Here is a 17,830-nt window from a genome sequence, read left to right as displayed (position 1 = left end):
CTATGAAGCGCATACGTTTGCTATGCGCTCTCGCAGCAATAGCGGGAGCCTACACAAGTGGATTTGCCCAAGAGGGCTATAGGCGGGTCGTCTTAGGAGAGGTAGTTTCGATCATGGAGCCACCTCCACCCGGCCTAAAGGATAATGACTATCATCGACGATACGAAGCTCATCTAAGGGAAAAAGTTATACCGCGGGTACAAGAAATATATGCTTGTGCTCACTACTTCACGGAAATGGAAACAGAATTTAGGTTTTGGAACGACATTGTCATTGGAAGTTCGTCGGAGCAAAAGAAAAGCAAAGCCAACCTCTACCACAATGTTGAAAAAGTGAGTGCTGAAAAGAGCAACTTTCAGCGGGACTATGATGCTTTTCTCCTAAAGTGGGAGTCAAAAGCAAGGTCCAATCGAGTAGGTATGGAAGATATTGAATCTTTCGAAAAGGCTGTCGTTAAGATAATTGATGCGAATATAAAGGTATCAGATCTAGAGTTAGCGACAATTTACCTTATGAGAAAGCATCGTACTTTCCTATCTGAGTATATGGATGCCTTATCTAGTGAAGTATTCGAACGTGTGTGCGGCAACCCAGCTAACGTTGTGAACGGCTGGATCGGAAATTTTAAGAGACGGCACGAGAAATACAAGAGTACTCTTAACTCATTCTTCGACGATTTTGTAAGTGTTCGTGAGAAAAGATTGCAAAAGCTCTCTAATGTGATTACACAAATTCGATTTGGCTTTAGAGAGTCTTATGCACAATCTCAAGGTAGATCTTTTGAAAATCTGAGCGCTCAGTTAAAGCAATCGATTGAAATTTTCAAGGTTGGCGAAGAGATCTATCACTGGGGCAAGAAGCTAGCATTTCAAGGCTACGCAAATCGATACGACACTGTAGATCTTTACTATACAGGTGCTGTAGAGACCCTGAAAAGGAATAAAAATAGGGCGCTGGATTACACGACTGTGGTCAAAAGCTATGGAGCAGCTCCCCAGGCAGCTAAGGATAAGTACCTAAACTACTTGAAAAGCAGAATCAAGTTTATCGATCACAATATTCAAAAAGTTGAGCGTATGGGTTGGAAAGGTTTTCTTGATCGCCAGAAGCTCTATGTCGAGAAAAGCCTTGAGCTCGTTGATCGGTATCCAAAAGGGTGTAAGGAAATTTTCGAAAGCTTTCTGGAAGAAGCTAAGCGGATTAAGACTAAAAGTCAGTTTTTGGCAATAGAAACCCTTTATTCGTCAAACAAGAAGAAATGTAAGGGGGTGGCTCGATGAAAAATATTCTCTTAGCAATACTTCTATCAACAAGGTTAGTTGATGTTGCGTTAGCACAGGGGACCGTAACTAAGTGTGCTGGATCATCTTGTTCAGATACAAATGTGCCTCCTTCACCCTATGATCCATCAAGTGATCCTTGGGACGGTGAAGACAAGCCATCGGGACTTCCAGGAAGATTAGATACAAGTGAGCCTTGCCGTGCGGACTTATGCGAACTGGTCGAAACAATTGCAGGACCTATAGAAGATTTTTTTGGCCAGTTCGATGCTGGGTACAACAAGCGTAAGAAGTTGCATAAAGAGCGAGATAAGCTTGTTAAAGCCATCGACTCATATAGGAGGAAGATAAGCGAGATACATGAAATCGGGAGAGAGTTGCGCCGAACTCACGAAACAGCTAACTATCGAAGTATCGACAGTGTTGACAAGAATCTTCCCGGCTATCTAGAAGAGATTGAGATTGAAGAGGTTGATCTCGGTAATCCCGACACAAGAACACTTCCAGACTTCGAATCATCTGTGGTGAGTATCGGCGGTGAAAAAGTTCGATCTGCTTGGGAATCATACGAAGATAAGCGAGATGCTGCTCAGAGCTTAGGTATAGAAAGCTTTGATACATATGGCGAAGCTTCCAAAAGGGCAATATTCAAAGCTGATAGAGCTTATTCGAAAGGAAATAGTGAATTAGGTGACATCGGAGTCGCGGTTGCAAATGAAGCCAATCAAATCGGGATCTCTGGTTCCCCACACTATGGCGCTGGCAAGGAGTGGTATCAGGCGATTACAGGTCAATCCCCTACCGGGAGACTGCTGTCGTCGAGAGCCTGGGGAGGGTCTACTTACGAGGTGGCAAACGTTGTTTGGGGAAACAATGCCCTTTCTAACCACCCGCTCTATAACCCCAACCCTCAAGGACCTAATCCTTTTAGAGTTATTCAAGGAGGAGGTGGTAGTAACCCTGGTCCGTCCATATGGGCTGCATTAAGGGCGGGTGCGGCTGCGGCGGCGAGACGCTACTGGCCTGTAGCTGGAGTTTTTATTAGCGAGTCTACTGGAAAAGGAGCTGATGGTCGTTACTTTGATGAGGCAGCGATAATTTTTCCAGAGGATATCGGTGACCCTAGAATCACTCGTAAGTCGCCACCTCTAAACGCTGACCCATCAGAGTGGGCTGAGTACATTACTGGAACCGGTCGCTACGATGATCAGATTGGCTTAGTTGAGCCAGCTGATCGAGACCTTGCTAAGTCGGTCATTGAAGCTGGCTATCGAGATCCAGCTCAGATTGCTAAAATAACTGGCTCTGCACGTAAATTTGGGGACGATCTAGCTAGGTTTTATGAAGCTCCGACAAATGTGCTGGGTAGACGAGTTTATAAGCATAAGACAGCTATCAAACCAGGTGTTCCAGAAAACGTGCATTCAAGTGTCAATCCGTCTATTAGGCAAAGAATAGCCAATGGTGAGACAAATGTAGACCTGATGAGAAATGGCAACGCTCCGATTGGCTCTGATGGTAAACAAGTTGAACTCCATCATTTGCTTCAAGAAGAGCCTGGACCGATGGCTGAAATTGTCAGTAGTATGCATAAGGATTACCACAAGGTTCTGCATGGGCTTAGGGAAGAAAGTTTCAGAAAGAACCCTCAACTAAGAAGGGAATACGCAAAGTTCCGTAGAAACTACTGGAAGAAGCGAGCGGAGGATTTTGATTGATGGCTTTCGACAAAGCAAAAATTGAAAACTTAGTTGCAGAAGTTAGGAAGGCTGGATTAGAGGTTGATCTATCACCTGCGGGGGCTTCGACAGAGTCTCTACTTGAGGTAGAAAGCAAGTTAGGGGTGACTTTGCCTGATGACTTTAAAACCTTTCTAAGAGAGTACGGCAATATTCATGTTTCCGGTTCCTATATAGCTGGAGTTTTTAATGATGACCTGACAGAGGAATCAGAAGGCACAGTAATATTCGAGACTCTTCGGTTTAGGGAGGATAGTAGGACAGATCCTAGACCTTCATTTCTGGTCTTAAGCTGTGAAGGAAATGAGTGGTACATGGGAATTGATACTAAAGATGGAAGAGTATTGGGTTACGACGCACTTTCTCAAGAATTCACTGAGCAGTACACTGACTTTTTTGAATATCTAAAGAGCTTTCTTATCGATCTAGTTTAAGGAGCTTTAAAAGATAAGTCAGAAAGCCATGCACAATTTTCATTGCTGATGCCACACCATATACACTAAAGTGTAATAAAATTTGTACCTGCGAGGTGCTGCAAGTAAGCAGCACCTTTTCTGTTGCCTGCATGACAAGCTGTAACACAGCTACCAGTAAGCTATTAAAATCACTTAAAACTCAATGGACTGGCTGTTTCCACATCCTGAGCCTTAAAATTGCCGTATAGATCAACGGTAAGGCCGATCTGAGCATGACCAAGGATGGCCTGGAGCTGATGCAAGTGGGGCCTCCCTTGTTGAGAAAATGTTTGAACTTTTGCTGAGAGAGTTGCCAAACAATTGCGCCTGCTCTAAAAATGCTTGTACTTTGGTTGCCATTAGGAAGTGCTATAGACTTATCTAGCTCTAATCATTGGCCTGAAACTTGTAGGAACTCCTAGAACACCGCTCAGTGACGCTTTAATACCGCATAGACGTTAAACTAGGAAGCTCCACAATATTCCGAACATACTCAACGCACTAGAGAGGTTGAGAGGTGAGCTTGCCTCAGAAGTACTGGAAAGAGCGAGCCAAGGACTTTTGAAAGGGTTGTTAATATGTACTTTAATGACAATGAACTTAAGAACCTTCTCGATAGGATGAAGCAACTAGACTGGGAATTAGAATTTAGTCCAATAGGAGCCAGCGAAGCTACTATTACCGAAGCGGAGTCTTCTTTACGAGTATCATTTCCTCAGTCCTATAAAGAGTTCCTAAGCAAGTACGGACTATTTGCTGCTAATGGAAACATCATAGCAGGTATTTGGAGGGATCTTAACTCTCCATCCGCAAGCAACGTTGTTACATTAACCGAGGCATTCAGAATTTCGAATCTAGTGCACGATGTTAAAAAGAATTTTGTTGTTCTAAGTTTTGATGGAGATTGGTATGAAGGTTTGGATACAAGCCGATCAGTAAACGAGGGTGACTCGTCCTATCATTGCATATGATCTCACAGCAAAAAGTATGTAGAACAGGAGTGTACTTTTGCCGAGTATGTGAAGGACTTCTTGTTGGGAAAAATAGAAGTAGCTGAAGAAAGTTAGAGTGTCTCTCGCTAAAATAGAAGGATGGGGGTATCCCACCCTAACAATTGAGCTTATAAAAACATATAGGAAATTGGCTCTTAGGTCTTAATTGCTATGCGATTCCTGCAAGAGTAACCAGTCCTAGGAGACGTAGTTTAAAAACTTGGGAGTGTAAGCAGCGAGCTTGCTTCTCACCATGAACTTAAGAGATAATTATGGAAATACAATTCTCTAGACTAAGCCCTATCATAATCACCAAGCACTTAGCGATAATGTTTCACTGGTCATTAGCAATCATGATTGCGTTGTTTCACAAGAATCCCTTCACAGCACTTAGCTATATCACGATTCTGGTTTTTCACGAGCTTGGTCATGCCTTTTTAGTCCATCTTCGTAAACTTAGTATAGATGGGCTTTCTATATATTTCTGGGCTGCTGAATGCCGTTACTCTGGATTTGAAATCTCGGAGCGAGACGATATTATTATAAGCTGGGGAGGTACCTTAGGACAATTGCTGCTGCTCGCTCTCGCATTTCCAGCGGCAGAACTATTCCCAGCGTTCAAAGATAGCGTTTCATACAACATGTTCGTAGCAGTTAATATTGCACTAATAGCCTGGAACCTGATGCCAATGTATGGTTTGGATGGTTATACCGCTTGGAAGATCTTCTCAATTCGTCGTATGGTGAAGAAAGCCAAGGTTCAAGGGTTAGATAAACAACCAGCACCAACTAAGAGAGACATCCTCCAGCGTGAAGGCATTATCAAAAGTGATTACCTTAAGTACTGAGTTGCAGACTAAAAGTTACCCACAAACACAACCCCTCACCATCTCTTTACCAAAAATTGATGTTCTTGACCTGAAAGGCTTCCACGAAGTCTAAGAACGAATTACAAAGACTCCACCATTGTAAGCTAAAATTCACACTGTTAATCTAACGCCATCATTGACTAGTATCACCAGTTTAACTTAGGAGTGTCTTTATGCGTTTATGCATGTACTTTATTTTAAGCACTTTGCTGACACTTAGTTGTAGCAAAGTAGACCAAGAAACCTCGCAGCTTCACCTGCGACCACTGACCGTAGAGGATAAGTTAGTTGACTTTGATGTGGCTGTGAATCAGTTCAAGAATTACTACGCTCCTTATCAGTATAAGGAGCAGAGATTCGGGGTCTCTTTCGAAGAAACGTTCGCAGCACTTCGGCAAGAGGTCATCGATTCCCAGTCTGATCAAGAGTTCTACGATATTTTGGGAAAACTCGTAGCAACGTTTAATGATGGACACGTTAGTATCACCATTCCTAACATGGGTTCTTATGCACTTCCCTTTGTGGTTGATCACTTCAATGGCAACTACGTAGTAGCCTCCGTTGAAGACATATTCTCTCAAGAGACAGGGCTTATGGTAGGTGATCGGCTTGTCTCTATGGATGGCCGTGATGCAGAAAGCATCGTCAACGACCTCATGCGCTATCAGTCTCTCGGCTACGAGCGTTCGTCTCGTCGCTAGGCTGCCTTTCGTCTCACAAACAGAACCCACCAACCACCTCAAAGATCTCGCGTCAATCTCACGTTCGAGCGCGGTCTCGATGGACAGCAGTTCTTTATTACTAGCTATTGGTTTGTTCCTGAGCTAAGTCAAGCCGAATCTATGGAAACCACTTTTCAGAACTACTACTCCTACAGCACGGGTATCGAGCGCTTTGGCGCCAGCATTCCGTTCTACTATAATCCCAAAGTCCAAGATCAATATAACTTTAAGGCAGCTAGTATCACTAAAGAAGAATGGGAAGATGCTGGCAACACAGGCTTTCCTTACAGCCCCTTTGCCATGACTTACAATCATCAAGGCAAGAAAATTCTCCTAATGAGAATTCCTAGCTACAATGTCACTTCAAAGGAAGCCACGCGCAACGTAAAAACGTACGAAATGCTTCTTAAGAAGTACCAAGACCAAGTGGATGTCCTTGTTCTGGACCAAACCCATAATCCAGGTGGTAGCGTTTCCTACGTCCAAGATTTGGCAGAACTGTTCCTTAAGTCTCCTGGTCCCGGAATCGCCTTCGCGCCGCGAGCCGATCGGGAATGGCTCCGCCGCTGGAATTCATTCTTATCAGAACCAGATCTATCCATATTCGAGAAGAACTTTATCCAGCAAATCTACCGTGAAATCGACGAGGCTAATGATGCCGGCGATTTCCTAGCCCCACCGATTCCCCTTACAAGCATCAGTGGCACGATACCAGGCAAATATGTTTGGCAGAAACCGGTGCTGCTTTTAATCGACGAACTCTGCGGCTCCGGTGGCGACGCCTTTCCAATGATCATGAAAGGCAACCAAGCTGCTACTCTTTGGGGCCACCGCACCTCAGGCTTAGGTGGCAATGTTGATGCGATTTCCCCCTTGCCAATCACAAAGGCTGATCTAAAACTAACAAGGAGCTTATTCTTCTTGGCCAATGCCAACGATACGATTCCCGATGGACCACTCATTGAAAATAATGGGGTTGAGCCAGATGTCAATCGTGACTATGGATATCAGGACTTGATGGAAGGGTACACTAGCTATATTCAGGATTTCTCAGACTATGCTGTTGGTCTCGCAAGCCCAGCCTCTTAGCACTGCGAACACTGAAGGGCAAATCCTGATCTGAGAATCAGGGTTTACCCTTACCTCTAAGAAAGCTTCGTCTGGCACTCACCTCTATCTGGCGAATAGACCATTGTTAATCGAGATTTCTTTTGTCAGGAGGAGTTCCTTTGGAGTCTGATAAGCAGATGAAAATCCTATATTTAGACGACGACCCAGATCAACTCGAATTCGCGGTAGAGATGCTCGCAGAGCACGCTAGGGTCACTACAGCTCGCAACCCCAAAGAAGCCTTAGAACAACTCAGAGAAGAGACCTTCGACTTACTGGTCACAGACATTATCATGCCCGGCTCTTGTGGAATCGATTTCGCCAAGAAGGTGCAAGTTGATTACCCTGAACTACCAATGGTCGCTGTAAGTGGAGCTGGTCTGCAGTGCCGTCAGCAACTGAGTCAGGAGCTCCAGGCCGTGTTTATGGACTTCCTAGAAAAACCTAACACCTGGACTGAGCTGCGACAGCGATGGTTATAGACCAAAAAGGCTAATACTCCCCTCGGTTAGCGAGTAAAACCGCCGGAATCTTGAATATTACCCAATGTAATTATGAAACTTAACTTGCTAATACCTATAACCTTTTCAAACTTTATTCCGACTTCATGGGGAACTTCCGAATAGAAAGCTGTGGGACTAAAAGGGGAGATAACAATGAAGTCACCGAAGGTGCATCTCGCAGCTCTGGTCGGGCTATGGGCGCTCAGCCTATCATGCACAGATTCCAAGCTCGATTCGCAAGCAGATCTAGCAGCCGAAGCCAGCCAAGACTCAAACGTTGAGGATTCCAAGAGTCAGCTAGCATCAGAGCCTGTGAGCGTTGGAGGAGCATTTCTTCACGTGCGCTGCGGTTCCTACACCGATGATCTTTACGGCTGCGGTATCCATGAAAATGGCAGTAAATATCAAGATAGCACCATTGAGTCTGTTAAGATTGAAGGGCAAGACCTTGCCATCAACCAACTAACAAGCAGTGATCCTTGGCACGTTAGCTTTTCCCTGCCAGAAGACCTTCAACCAGGCATAGCACCCGATGCTATCGAAGCCATAGTTCAATTTACAATTGCCGATCAGTCTTACGAACGCCGTTCTCCAGAAGGACTCAGCGGTGAACCTCTAGTAGTAGCTAATCCCGAAGCTCAGGGGCCATTCGGCCTAGTTGATATAGCAGCACCAGAGACATTCCGCTATCCCGTAGACGAAGATGGGACTGTGACATTTAAAAACAACTTCGATCAGTCCCCCATCGTTGAAGACTCCGATGGCGACGGTACCGCTGATTGGAGACTTCGTGATCCCGGAGAGCTTGTTGCCAATGCTGTTGAGAAAGGGATCTTTATCAATCGCGAGCAAGTTCAGTTGAAATCACAGCCGGAAGCCAATACACCTCACGACTTGATGTCGGTGGAGTATGCAGCTGCCCATGTTTCAAACGCGGGCATGGGTGCAGAGTTTTGGATTAGTGTGAACTACGGAGCTAATGTCTCCGCCGTTGTTTTCGTCCACCTGCAAAATGTTGGTACTAGCCAAACGGCAATTCTTTACACCAAAGAGGATGGCAACCCCCGTGTGGAGTTAGCTCGATTCGAGAACCTCGCCCTTGGCTTTCAAAGGGTCTCTCTATTCGTTGATACAGGCAATCGGCTGGTGTCCATGGCTATTGGCCAAAACGAGGTGACAAGCCTGGCCTTCCCTACCTTCACCGCTAACGAGGTGAATCAATTTACCATTGCCGGACGTGACTCCGATGTAGCATTTGCCTATGTCCATTCTGTAGTGGACCCTAGCGCTGGGGGTGTCGCTGGCGCTGGATTTGGTGTTGGCTTCGGTAACGACTAGGAGAGCCTAAAAAAGTCATCTGGGCCAAGACCTTAGAGATCACAAGGATACATATTTTGCTCGACCCAGCTAGAATTACGTGCTACCTTCCGCCCCTATTCTGGACCAAGTGAGGATTTCCCGTGCCCCAATACATCAAGACCTACGAGCAGGCAATTCCAAGTGAGCTTTGTCGCGACCTTATCCAAGCTTTCGAACAAGACTCTCGTGTGGCGAAAGACGATCAACCAGATTATACCACCCGAAGGTTTCTCTACCTTTCAGACAAACCGGAATGGTCTTCTTTATGCTTAAAGCTAACAGAGGTTGGAAACACCCTTGTGGAACGATACTTTGATAGGCCTGATGAGCTTGCCGCCACGCGGCCTGCGGACTGGATCGATGACGGCTATGTGATGGCTTGCTACGATGAAGGGGATACCATTGCTATCCATACCGATGGCCAGTGTCCCGTCGAGCCAGCTAATGGCCTAAGGCTTGCGACCCTATTGATCTACCTCAACACGGTGGATGAAGGAGGCGAAACCTTCTTCCCCCTTCAAGATGTAGCAGTCAAACCAGTGGAAGGTCGCGCTGTGATATTTCCGCCGGGTCACATGCATCCCCATGGGGTCCATCCCCCGAAGGGCAAGCGATATATCGTCCAAACCTGGATCACTGACCCGGACTTAGTGGTCAGCGAGCGTAGCGGCTGGTAAGTCATGACCATGGCGCTTGGCATGAGCATGGGAGCAGGCTTGGCAATTCACCCACTCCGCTTGGCCATCGCTGTAATGTTCCTTCTTCCAAACAGGGAGACGGATTTTCACTTCATCTATAATGTACCGACAGGCTTCGAACGCTGCATCCCGGTGTGCCGAGCTAACTCCAATCCACACAGCAATATCACCAATATTCAAAAATCCTTTTCGATGAATCCCATAGGCCTCTTTGATCCCGTATTTTTCTATGGCTTCTTGGATAATCACAGCACCTTCTTTTTTAGCCAGACTATCGTAGATTTCATATTCCAAGGCATCCACCGATTGCCCTTCGTTATGATTTCTTACCCAACCTTCAAAAGACACAAATCCGCCTGCTGCGTCATTCACGAGTTTGGACCGGGATAGCATCGGATCGATGGGGTCACTGCTAACTTCAAACATGATCAACCTCCAGATACAGGTGGAATGAATACAAGATGATCACCAGGATTGAGTTCAACGTCCATCCCCTGAAAGGATTCATTGACGGCAACCCGAACATGTTTCGCGCCCATCCCGAAGTGGTAACGTTCCGCCAGTTCCTCATACAGATCACCAGCGGTGCGAGCTGTGGTCTGCACCTCTTCGGACTCCCTTGCGGCCTTTTCTCTAAACAGCGCGTAGTACTGAAGTCTAACTGTTTTCAAGTCAATGCTCCTTGTTCTTTGAAGGCTTGGTATTCACTTTGATAGTTAATATTCTCAAGAGTATTGGATTCACCTAATTCCAAAACTTTACTAGCTGAATGGATCAAAACCTTGCGAGGGCAATGAATGCCTTGGCCTAGAGCTTCAAACAACCTTTCTTTCATGCGACTCTCATAAATCGCACATAAAGGCTCCGGCAAGCCATCATGAAGGCTCCGATAGCAAGTTGCGAGCTGCGTTGCTTGGCGCTCATTTATGAGTCTCTCGATCGTGTTGGGATCAAGCCTCGGCAAATCACAGGCAACGACCAACCAGGATCGCTCTGGAAAGGCAAGCATCGCAGAAAGTATACCGCCCATTGGTCCAAAACCTTCGAAGCGATCTGATATTTGTGGCAGCTCTGCCAACGGGGTTCCCTGCCACTGCCCAGGTCGCGATGAGATGTAAACCTCCTCTAGGTTTTGCTCCAGCAGATCGAATGCCACCTGAGCCTGGGGCTTGTCGCCATAGCGCAGGAGCGCTTTGTCTTGGCCCATACGGCTGCTCTGACCACCGGTTAAAACGAGGCCAGAAAGGGGCTTGCCTTGTAGGACTTCTTGCCAATTCTGAGCGATAAAATGTGCGATCGCGGCAACATCATCCCTACGAAAGTATGGGAGACCGCCTTCAGGGTCGGGGTGTTCATTGGGTTCGCCAATCCAAGCTAAAACCTCCGTGATCTCGCCATTGTTCACCATTGGCTTGAGTTCTGGATTCCAGAAGAGTAACTTGGGAATCTTGCTCGCCTTATGGCCTTCAACCAAAGCGAAATCAAAATCCCGAGACATGCTACGCTGCTGGAACATGGAACTGGTCCCTCGGCTTAGGCTAGCAAAATGCTCTTGATCCGCAATAAATACTTGTTCTGCACCAGCCTGCCAGGCCAAGGAGGTATCTTTCCCTGGTCGATCCATAACAAACCGATGAGCGTCGTGCTTGATGTAAGCCACCCGATAGGAGTTTCGCCAGATATTTAGAAGCTGGCAAATCAATGTTGTTTTGCCGCTACCGCTATACCCTGCAATGGCAATTTCTGTTGGGTGATAGAGATGTTTAGCCTTTTTTCTGGACATCTCGTTTACCTCCCGTTTTACTGATAAGTTCGGTTTTGGCGATGACAATATCATGGGACATCGCCTTGCACATATCATAGATGGTTAGTGCTGCAACACTAGCTCCTGTGAGAGCCTCCATCTCGACTCCAGTTTTGTGGAAAACCTCTACCTGACATCGGACAATAATCTGATAGCCATCCGCTTCAATAGTGATCTTGCATCCTTCAATGGGTAGGGGATGGCAAAAGGGTATGAGTTCATGGCAGCGTTTAACAGCCATGGTTCCTGCTACGATTGCTGTCGCAAACACTGGGCCTTTCTTACTAGCAATTTCTCCATCTTTAAGGTGCTGCATCACCTCGTCAGGAAGCTCGACAATGGATTGCGCCACGGCTGTTCGTTCCGTGGCTTCCTTATGGCCAACGCTTACCATGGTGGGTTGATTTTTATGATCTACATGGGTCAGCACTCTAGCCTCCGATCTGGTACATGTCTTGGTCTATCTTTTCGATGCGACCTGTGGGTTTCATTGTGAGCAAGCGGCCAAGTAGCTCGTCGTATTGCTCTACAGGCACATTCCGAAGGTTGACCCCCTTCTCGCTCATCAAACAAGCTCTCAAGTGACCATCAGCTGTGAGCCGCCAACGGGAGCAATTACCACAGAATGGTTTGGTTTCGGAGGCAATGAAGCCGATCTTAGCCCCATTATTCAACTGATAGACAAAGGATGTGGAGTCTTTGGCAACCGGCACTGTCTTCAGCTCGTGATTTTTCAAAAGGATGTCGATAGCGTCGTCTGCAGCCATAAAGCGATTGCGCTGATCAGTTCCGTTGGCCTGCCCAATCTTCATGAGTTCCAGGAAGCGCACCTCGATCCCATAGCGGGCAGAGAAATCTACGAAATCATCAATTTCGTCATCATTGATACCCTTCATGAGAATACTGTTGACCTTCACATGAAAGCCCATATCCTGAGCTTTTAGGATATTATCGTAAACCCGTTCGAAGACCTTCCGCCGTGTCACCTGAAAGAACTTATCAGGGCTAAGTGAGTCGAGGCTCACATTAATGCTGCGCAAGGCAGTGTGCTGCAATTCGTCGAGATGCTTATCAAGGGTCACGCCGTTGGTCGTCAGCCCTAAACTTCTAAGGGGTAAATCTGAGAGCAGCCGCATAATCTCAATAAATTCTTGCCTCAACGTGGGTTCTCCCCCTGTCACGCGAATCTCTCGCAATCCATAGGCCACTAAGGTCTTCGCCATCTCGTAAATCTGATGGGGTTGTAAAAATCGCTCGCGCCCCATGAAGCTCATGTGCTCTGGCATGCAGTAGGTACACCGCAAATTGCAAGCATCCAGTAGCGATATTCTGAGTTTTTGTATGCGCCGACCGTAGCGATCTTCTAGTTCGATCACGCTAGACCTCCTTGCCAAAGATAAAGGGGAAAAACCTCACCCTTTTTATGATACTCGTTTTCCTGCGGCAGCTCTAAAAAGCCATCGGATGCGCTCAGGGCAGCAAAATCTCCCGAGCCATTATTTTGGATTGGGTGAGCTACAATGATTCCATCGCGGCTCCACCGAAGACGAACCGGCAAAAAATAAGTTAGATCTTTTTTAAACACCACATCTTCAGCCAGGATAGCGAAAGCCTGCTTTCCTGATGAATCAAGGCCCAAACCTTCTTGGAGAGCGGGGATCACATAGCGGTGAAGACAAACAAGAGTCGACACCGGATTCCCGGGTAAACCGAAAACCAACTTTCCCTCTGGGTTAGTACCAAACCACATGGGTTTGCCGGGTTTTTGCTTGATTCGATGAAAGATTTTGTCGACTTGAAGTCGTTCTAAAACTTGTGGAACAAAGTCAAACTTTCCACGAGACACGCCTCCTGTCAGAATCAAGCAATCAACTTTCAACAAAAGGTCACCCAGCCGAGATTCTAAACCTCGTTCGTCATCCGGAATATGATAGATCTCAACCCTATCGAAATCGTGTATATTTAGTGCGGCCTTGATCGCCCACGAGTTCGACATGCGGATCTGGTGGGCTTCCGGCACTTGGTCAACCGGTACGAGCTCGTCACCAGTGCTGACGACAGCAATACGTGGAGAACTACTGGTCTTGACGGATGCCTTACCTACCGATGCTAAGATTGACCACTCGGGGGACCTAAGCCATCGCCCTTTGCTTAAAAGCCGATCACCTGTGCTATAGTCACTGCCCTTGCCGTGAATATTCTGGCCTTGGACCACGTTGATGGCGGCACCAAGGTAAGCCACTCCCTGCCTGATTTCGATCTGCTCGTAAGGGATCACGGTATCACAGGACTCTGGGAGGCTCGCGCCAGTCATGGCTTCTAAACAATTTGCTTGGTTTTGGAGCTTAAGCTGTGGCGATCCTGCTTTCTGGCAACCTTCAACAATGAAGCTGCGCCTGCCCGCTCGGAACTGGTCGAACGCAATGGCGATCCCATCCATGGCCACACGATTGAACGGAGGATAAGACCGATCGGCGAAAATATCTTCCCTAAGAACATGAGAACCCATTTCTTCAATCTGAGTCAATTGGGACTTGAAGGTATAAAGAGCTGATGCGATAGCTTTTTCAGCTTCGTAGGTAGAAATCATTAGCATCCTTTCCAAACACGGGAGGCTACGACCTTTTCAAATCATAGCCCTGGTAGCGCAAAATTTGTGCTACGACCCAGCCCTCTTATCCCCAAGACTTAGAGAGACTCGGCTCGGATTATGTGCTCCCAAGGTTATAGTAGCCAGTGGGTCCGAGTCAAGGTACGCCGTGCCGTTGCAACATTCATGGCACCAGGCCGGAAGCAGTTACAAAATTTTTGAATTCTGCTAAGAATGGAGGCTCGCGAAACTTGGAGAAACTCACGAACTATGTCTTTTTTACTCAGCAAATGGACCATCCCCCTCTTCGCTTGGAGTTTCGTTCTCGGAACAGGGGCCTTGAAAGCTTCGCAGCCCTTGCGAGTGGCTGTCGCGTCAAACTTTGCAAAGCCATTGGAACGGCTGATTGAAGAGTTTGAGAAGCGAAGTGGGATTAGTGTCGCTGCCAGTTCGTCATCATCAGGAAAACTGTATTTTCAAATCATGCAGGGAGCGCCTTTCGATATATACTTGGCTGCCAATCACGAGTACCCATCACAGCTGTACCAGCAAGGGAAGGTTTTACAGCCCTTTGCGTATGCTAGAGGTCGCTTAGTGATGTGGTCTCAAGACCGCTCATTGCCGCTCTCCCTAGGCTGGCTTCAAAAAAATTATCGTGAATATCGATTTTCTATCGCAAACCCTAAAACGGCACCTTATGGCCAAGCTGCGAAAGCCTTCTTAAAGACCATGAACCTTCATGATGTTCAGGTGCTACAGGGGGAAAGTGTCGGCCAAGCCTTCCATTTTGCAAGATCGAGTAAGAAAGTCCTCGGTTTGGTAGCACTCAGCCAAGTTCGAGGGCTTTCCAAAAAAGATCAAAGCCGATTCTGGGAACTACCTCAGGATAAGTACCCAGCTATTATACAATCTGGCGCTATTGTCAAAGGCCGGCCGCAACAGCAAGAAGCGCAGCAGTTTGTCAATTTCATTCTATCGTCGAAGGCACAAGAGACCATAGCATCCCTTGGCTACCAAAGAGGTGGATGATCGAAGCGCTCGCAACTTGGCAACCATTGCTACTGACTTTCTACCTTTCAGCAGTGACCACATCAATTCTTCTGCTTATCTGCATCCCTGGTGGCTGGCTGTTTCTTAAGCTTCCAGATAGATTTAGAACTCCCATGGAAGCTGTTATTGCCTTACCTATTGTATTGCCCCCATCTGTACTAGGTTTTTACCTACTTATGATCTTATCGCCAGAAGGACCGTTGGGCCGCCTATCCTCGGCATTTGGAGGACCAGCCCTCGCTTTCACCTTTGAAGGCCTTGTCATTGGCTCTGTGTTCTACTCCCTGCCTTTTGTTATGCAGCCTATCGTATCAAGCTACAGCCAGGTACCACAGCAAGCTCTCCAATTATCGTCCTCATTGGGTGCCAAACCTTGGGATCGCTTCACTTCGGTAGTCTTACCTATGAGTCGCAGAGGTATTTTAACCGGCGCTATCTTGGGATTCGCCCACACTCTTGGTGAATTTGGAGTGGTATTGATGATTGGAGGCAACATTCCTGGAGAAACTCGGGTTGTCTCAATTGCAATCTATGATCATGTGGAAGCCCTAGAATACCAATCAGCACACCTTCTATCTGCCGTTCTTTTGGGGCTTTCTCTGGGAATTCTGATGCTAATCTCCTTCCTAAATCGTGGTCGATCTATAGGGGTGCGCAATGTCTAGGCTATCGATAAATATTAGGCGAGCCCTTTCAGACTTTTCCCTCGATATTGCCTTAGATCACGACTTCAAGGGAGTCACAGCTGTCATAGGGCCGTCTGGAGCGGGGAAAACAAGCTTTCTGCAATGCCTAGCAGGTTTTGTTGATGGAAGAGGGATTCAGATCAAAGTGAACGGTGAAATCTGGAACGATACAGAACGAGGTATCATTCGCCAACCTCATCAGCGACGCCTCGGGTATATCTTTCAATCCCCTTATCTATTTCCTCATCTTTCAGTTGAGGATAACCTTTTTTACGGCATGAAGCGTCGTGGCCAGTTAGCTGACGATGAGATTGCACAAGTCATCCACAGCCTTTCTATTCAGCCTCTATTAAGGCGTTCACCAAGCGCTCTATCCGGGGGAGAAAAACAACGCGTTGCTCTAGCGAGAAGTCTGCTCACCAAGCCAGACCTTTGGATTCTCGACGAACCCATGAGCGCATTAGATAAGAAAAGTCGGCAAGAGGTTATCACTATGATCCGGCCCATTCTGTCTCTTTCAAGTGCACCATCGTTTTACGTCTCTCACGCCCTTGATGAGGTTGCACAGATGGCCGATTCCGTTTTGGTTATAGATCGAGGGCAAGTCAAGTTCTTTGGCAGCATCGATGAAGCCAATGATCAAGACTTGGGAATCCCAGGTCTTCAGAATGAACCGGGAGTAATCTTAGAGGGTGTGGTCAAGGACTTTGATGAAGAATACGGTCTCTTGCGATTGAACATCGACCACCAAGACATCTTCCTTCCAGCGAGGAGCCGCCCCAGTGGTCAACGCCACCGCTTTCGCATCCTGCGTAAAGACGTAAGCCTTTGCCTATCTTGCCCTTCTAGCAGCAGTGTTCTCAATCAGATACCATGCATTGTGATAGCGCTAAAACCTGCTTCAGACTACCAGACACATGTGAAGCTTGCCTTTGGTAAGCACATACTCTGGGCGACGCTCACCCGCAAGTCTGTTGACAATCTCAGGCTTGAGCCCGGCGTTTCAGTCACTGCCATGATCAAGGCCGTTTCTTTATTAGGCACTCATTGAATCCTCCAAAAAATTTTTCTCAGAGGATTCAGAGATATTAGTGCCTACAATCGCAGCAACTACTTATTGGAGTTGATCCAGTCTTTGTAGTAACGTACATCAGTTGAGTTGCTATTGCTGCCAATACAGCCCAAGAGCGGAATCTCGATCCCAGTGCTTGCAGCACCTACAAGCTGTAATTCTCCATCAACCTCGGCATAAGCTGGGCCACCTGAGTCTCCAGCACAGATTCCTTTGAACCAAGAGCCATGACTGACTCGTGCGATATTGCTGCTTTCACTACTGAAGCTGTTTTCAAGAGTACGAAGAACCCCAGTGTCATTGGTGTTACGACCCCGTGTCACTCCGTATCCAGCTAAGACAGCTTTCTCGCCTCTAACTTCAAGCCCAGCATCAGCAATTTCAACGGGCACCATGTAGTCTGGAATATCCTCGGAAAGGATGATTAACCCAATATCGTTGGGGCGACTGCTAGGGAATGGCGAAAGGGTTTGACTTGGATTCCAATCAGGGTGTGGAATCACTTCCGCTGCTTTGATATAATCTCCGCCACTGGAAACTTCGGTATCGAAATGAACGAGATAGTCTTCAGCCTTAGGGAAAAGCAAATCTCCTTTGGTCGTACGTCCCTCAAGGGCTTGAATGCAATGAGCTGCTGTTACAATAGTCCTCATTCCAATAATGGTTCCCGAGCAAAATGATTTTCCTTGTGATAATGGAGATTGCCCGCTGGAACCAGCTACATCTGTGGTAAGAGCTACTGTCGACATCCGCACAGCAGTAAGATCACCATCAGAGACAACGGTTCCTCCTCGGATTTCCAAATCAGACGTTTGTTCTACTCCACAAGAGAACGAGAGAGTTGCAACGGCGGCGAGTGCTACTGGAATTCTGATCACGTGAGTCATACCATCCTCATCAT

General features: G+C 46.9%; 20 protein-coding genes and 1 riboswitch. Of the genes, 13 read left to right on the top strand and 7 right to left on the bottom strand.

Going from position 1 to position 17,830, the window contains the following annotated elements:
• The first annotated feature begins 2 nt into the window (after nt 1-2).
• From B9N89_RS19855 to B9N89_RS19810, 10 genes are all read left to right on the top strand, one after another.
• Nucleotides 3-1,280, top strand: a complete 1,278-nt coding sequence (locus B9N89_RS19855; protein WP_132321698.1) for a hypothetical protein — start codon at nt 3-5, stop codon at nt 1,278-1,280.
• Entirely contained in the window at nt 1,277-2,998 is a 1,722-nt protein-coding gene (locus B9N89_RS19850) for an HNH/ENDO VII family nuclease (RefSeq protein WP_132321700.1), read from the top strand. Before B9N89_RS19855 ends, B9N89_RS19850 begins: the two co-directional genes overlap by 4 nt.
• A complete protein-coding gene (locus B9N89_RS19845) occupies nt 2,998-3,453 on the top strand; it encodes an SMI1/KNR4 family protein (protein WP_132321702.1) in 456 nt (151 codons plus the stop codon). Before B9N89_RS19850 ends, B9N89_RS19845 begins: the two co-directional genes overlap by 1 nt.
• Before the next feature lie 599 nt (nt 3,454-4,052).
• Complete coding sequence (locus B9N89_RS19840; protein WP_132321704.1) at nt 4,053-4,445, top strand: SMI1/KNR4 family protein; 393 nt, start codon at nt 4,053-4,055, stop codon at nt 4,443-4,445.
• 293 nt (nt 4,446-4,738) lie between these two features.
• Entirely contained in the window at nt 4,739-5,314 is a 576-nt protein-coding gene (locus B9N89_RS19835; protein ID WP_132321706.1) for a hypothetical protein, read from the top strand.
• Between the two features lie 194 nt (nt 5,315-5,508).
• Nucleotides 5,509-6,036: a S41 family peptidase gene (locus B9N89_RS19830; protein WP_132321708.1), complete on the top strand. Its 528-nt coding sequence runs from the start codon at nt 5,509-5,511 to the stop codon at nt 6,034-6,036.
• Nucleotides 6,037-6,177: 141 nt separating this feature from the next.
• Nucleotides 6,178-7,146: a S41 family peptidase gene (locus tag B9N89_RS19825; RefSeq protein WP_132321710.1), complete on the top strand. Its 969-nt coding sequence runs from the start codon at nt 6,178-6,180 to the stop codon at nt 7,144-7,146.
• A gap of 140 nt (nt 7,147-7,286) precedes the next feature.
• Nucleotides 7,287-7,649, top strand: coding sequence for a response regulator (locus B9N89_RS19820; RefSeq protein ID WP_132321712.1), 363 nt, complete (start codon nt 7,287-7,289; stop codon nt 7,647-7,649).
• A 174-nt stretch (nt 7,650-7,823) separates the two neighbouring features.
• Nucleotides 7,824-9,008 carry a hypothetical protein gene (locus B9N89_RS19815; RefSeq protein ID WP_132321714.1) on the top strand — a complete coding sequence of 395 codons (1,185 nt, stop codon included), beginning with the start codon at nt 7,824-7,826 and terminating at the stop codon, nt 9,006-9,008.
• A 122-nt stretch (nt 9,009-9,130) separates the two neighbouring features.
• Nucleotides 9,131-9,706: a prolyl hydroxylase family protein gene (locus B9N89_RS19810; RefSeq protein ID WP_132321716.1), complete on the top strand. Its 576-nt coding sequence runs from the start codon at nt 9,131-9,133 to the stop codon at nt 9,704-9,706.
• On the opposite strand, the gene B9N89_RS19805 is transcribed toward B9N89_RS19810, so the two are convergent.
• The 6 genes from B9N89_RS19805 to B9N89_RS19780 form a co-directional block, all read right to left on the bottom strand.
• Nucleotides 9,677-10,153 (bottom strand): molybdenum cofactor biosynthesis protein MoaE, encoded by a 477-nt coding sequence (locus B9N89_RS19805; RefSeq protein WP_132321718.1) that lies wholly within the window; start codon nt 10,151-10,153, stop codon nt 9,677-9,679. The two genes, B9N89_RS19810 and B9N89_RS19805, sit on opposite strands and share 30 nt — an antisense overlap.
• 2 nt (nt 10,154-10,155) lie before the next feature.
• Complete coding sequence (locus B9N89_RS19800; protein WP_159455508.1) at nt 10,156-10,398, bottom strand: MoaD/ThiS family protein; 243 nt, start codon at nt 10,396-10,398, stop codon at nt 10,156-10,158.
• Nucleotides 10,395-11,510, bottom strand: a complete 1,116-nt coding sequence (mobB, locus tag B9N89_RS19795; protein WP_159455507.1) for a molybdopterin-guanine dinucleotide biosynthesis protein B — start codon at nt 11,508-11,510, stop codon at nt 10,395-10,397. The genes B9N89_RS19800 and mobB overlap by 4 nt, the downstream gene beginning before the upstream one ends.
• Nucleotides 11,491-11,961: a cyclic pyranopterin monophosphate synthase MoaC gene (gene moaC, locus B9N89_RS19790; RefSeq protein WP_132321724.1), complete on the bottom strand. Its 471-nt coding sequence runs from the start codon at nt 11,959-11,961 to the stop codon at nt 11,491-11,493. Before moaC ends, mobB begins: the two co-directional genes overlap by 20 nt.
• Nucleotide 11,962: 1 nt before the next feature.
• Nucleotides 11,963-12,907 carry a GTP 3',8-cyclase MoaA gene (gene moaA / locus B9N89_RS19785; protein WP_159455506.1) on the bottom strand — a complete coding sequence of 315 codons (945 nt, stop codon included), beginning with the start codon at nt 12,905-12,907 and terminating at the stop codon, nt 11,963-11,965.
• Nucleotides 12,904-14,121, bottom strand: a complete 1,218-nt coding sequence (locus tag B9N89_RS19780; protein WP_132321728.1) for a molybdopterin molybdotransferase MoeA — start codon at nt 14,119-14,121, stop codon at nt 12,904-12,906. The genes moaA and B9N89_RS19780 overlap by 4 nt, the downstream gene beginning before the upstream one ends.
• Nucleotides 14,110-14,252: riboswitch (molybdenum cofactor riboswitch) on the bottom strand. (Overlaps the previous gene by 12 nt.)
• Before the next feature lie 139 nt (nt 14,253-14,391).
• Between B9N89_RS19780 and modA the strand changes: the two genes are divergently transcribed.
• From modA to modC, 3 genes are read left to right on the top strand one after another with little or no spacing between them, the layout of a single operon-like run.
• On the top strand, nt 14,392-15,150 hold the full coding sequence (gene modA / locus B9N89_RS19775; protein WP_159455505.1) for a molybdate ABC transporter substrate-binding protein: 759 nt from the start codon (nt 14,392-14,394) through the stop codon (nt 15,148-15,150).
• Nucleotides 15,147-15,836, top strand: a complete 690-nt coding sequence (modB, locus tag B9N89_RS19770; RefSeq protein ID WP_132321732.1) for a molybdate ABC transporter permease subunit — start codon at nt 15,147-15,149, stop codon at nt 15,834-15,836. The genes modA and modB overlap by 4 nt, the downstream gene beginning before the upstream one ends.
• Nucleotides 15,829-16,908 (top strand): molybdenum ABC transporter ATP-binding protein, encoded by a 1,080-nt coding sequence (gene modC, locus B9N89_RS19765; RefSeq protein ID WP_132321734.1) that lies wholly within the window; start codon nt 15,829-15,831, stop codon nt 16,906-16,908. Before modB ends, modC begins: the two co-directional genes overlap by 8 nt.
• A 59-nt stretch (nt 16,909-16,967) precedes the next feature.
• On the opposite strand, the gene B9N89_RS19760 is transcribed toward modC, so the two are convergent.
• Nucleotides 16,968-17,816, bottom strand: a complete 849-nt coding sequence (locus tag B9N89_RS19760) for a S1 family peptidase (protein WP_132321736.1) — start codon at nt 17,814-17,816, stop codon at nt 16,968-16,970.
• Nucleotides 17,817-17,830: the final 14 nt, after the last annotated feature.

The sequence above is a fragment of the Pseudobacteriovorax antillogorgiicola genome (genome assembly GCF_900177345.1).
In the GTDB taxonomy this organism is placed as follows: domain Bacteria; phylum Bdellovibrionota_B; class Oligoflexia; order Oligoflexales; family Oligoflexaceae; genus Pseudobacteriovorax; species Pseudobacteriovorax antillogorgiicola.
The sequence above is the reverse complement of the archived record's forward strand: the minus strand, read 5'-3'. Positions and strand labels throughout refer to the sequence as shown.

Bases quoted from the DNA above. Each gene is read 5' to 3' on its own strand.
- B9N89_RS19855 (WP_132321698.1), top strand. From the start codon at position 3: ATGAAGCGCATACGTTTGCTATGCGCTCTCGCAGCAATAGCGGGAGCC.
- B9N89_RS19850 (WP_132321700.1), top strand. From the start codon at position 1,277: ATGAAAAATATTCTCTTAGCAATACTTCTATCAACAAGGTTAGTTGAT.
- B9N89_RS19845 (WP_132321702.1), top strand. From the start codon at position 2,998: ATGGCTTTCGACAAAGCAAAAATTGAAAACTTAGTTGCAGAAGTTAGG.
- B9N89_RS19840 (WP_132321704.1), top strand. From the start codon at position 4,053: ATGTACTTTAATGACAATGAACTTAAGAACCTTCTCGATAGGATGAAG.
- B9N89_RS19835 (WP_132321706.1), top strand. From the start codon at position 4,739: ATGGAAATACAATTCTCTAGACTAAGCCCTATCATAATCACCAAGCAC.
- B9N89_RS19830 (WP_132321708.1), top strand. From the start codon at position 5,509: ATGCGTTTATGCATGTACTTTATTTTAAGCACTTTGCTGACACTTAGT.
- B9N89_RS19825 (WP_132321710.1), top strand. From the start codon at position 6,178: ATGGAAACCACTTTTCAGAACTACTACTCCTACAGCACGGGTATCGAG.
- B9N89_RS19815 (WP_132321714.1), top strand. From the start codon at position 7,824: ATGAAGTCACCGAAGGTGCATCTCGCAGCTCTGGTCGGGCTATGGGCG.
- B9N89_RS19805 (WP_132321718.1), bottom strand. From the start codon at position 10,153: ATGTTTGAAGTTAGCAGTGACCCCATCGATCCGATGCTATCCCGGTCC.
- mobB (WP_159455507.1), bottom strand. From the start codon at position 11,510: ATGTCCAGAAAAAAGGCTAAACATCTCTATCACCCAACAGAAATTGCC.
- B9N89_RS19780 (WP_132321728.1), bottom strand. From the start codon at position 14,121: ATGATTTCTACCTACGAAGCTGAAAAAGCTATCGCATCAGCTCTTTAT.
- modA (WP_159455505.1), top strand. From the start codon at position 14,392: ATGTCTTTTTTACTCAGCAAATGGACCATCCCCCTCTTCGCTTGGAGT.
- modB (WP_132321732.1), top strand. From the start codon at position 15,147: ATGATCGAAGCGCTCGCAACTTGGCAACCATTGCTACTGACTTTCTAC.
- modC (WP_132321734.1), top strand. From the start codon at position 15,829: ATGTCTAGGCTATCGATAAATATTAGGCGAGCCCTTTCAGACTTTTCC.
- B9N89_RS19760 (WP_132321736.1), bottom strand. From the start codon at position 17,816: ATGACTCACGTGATCAGAATTCCAGTAGCACTCGCCGCCGTTGCAACT.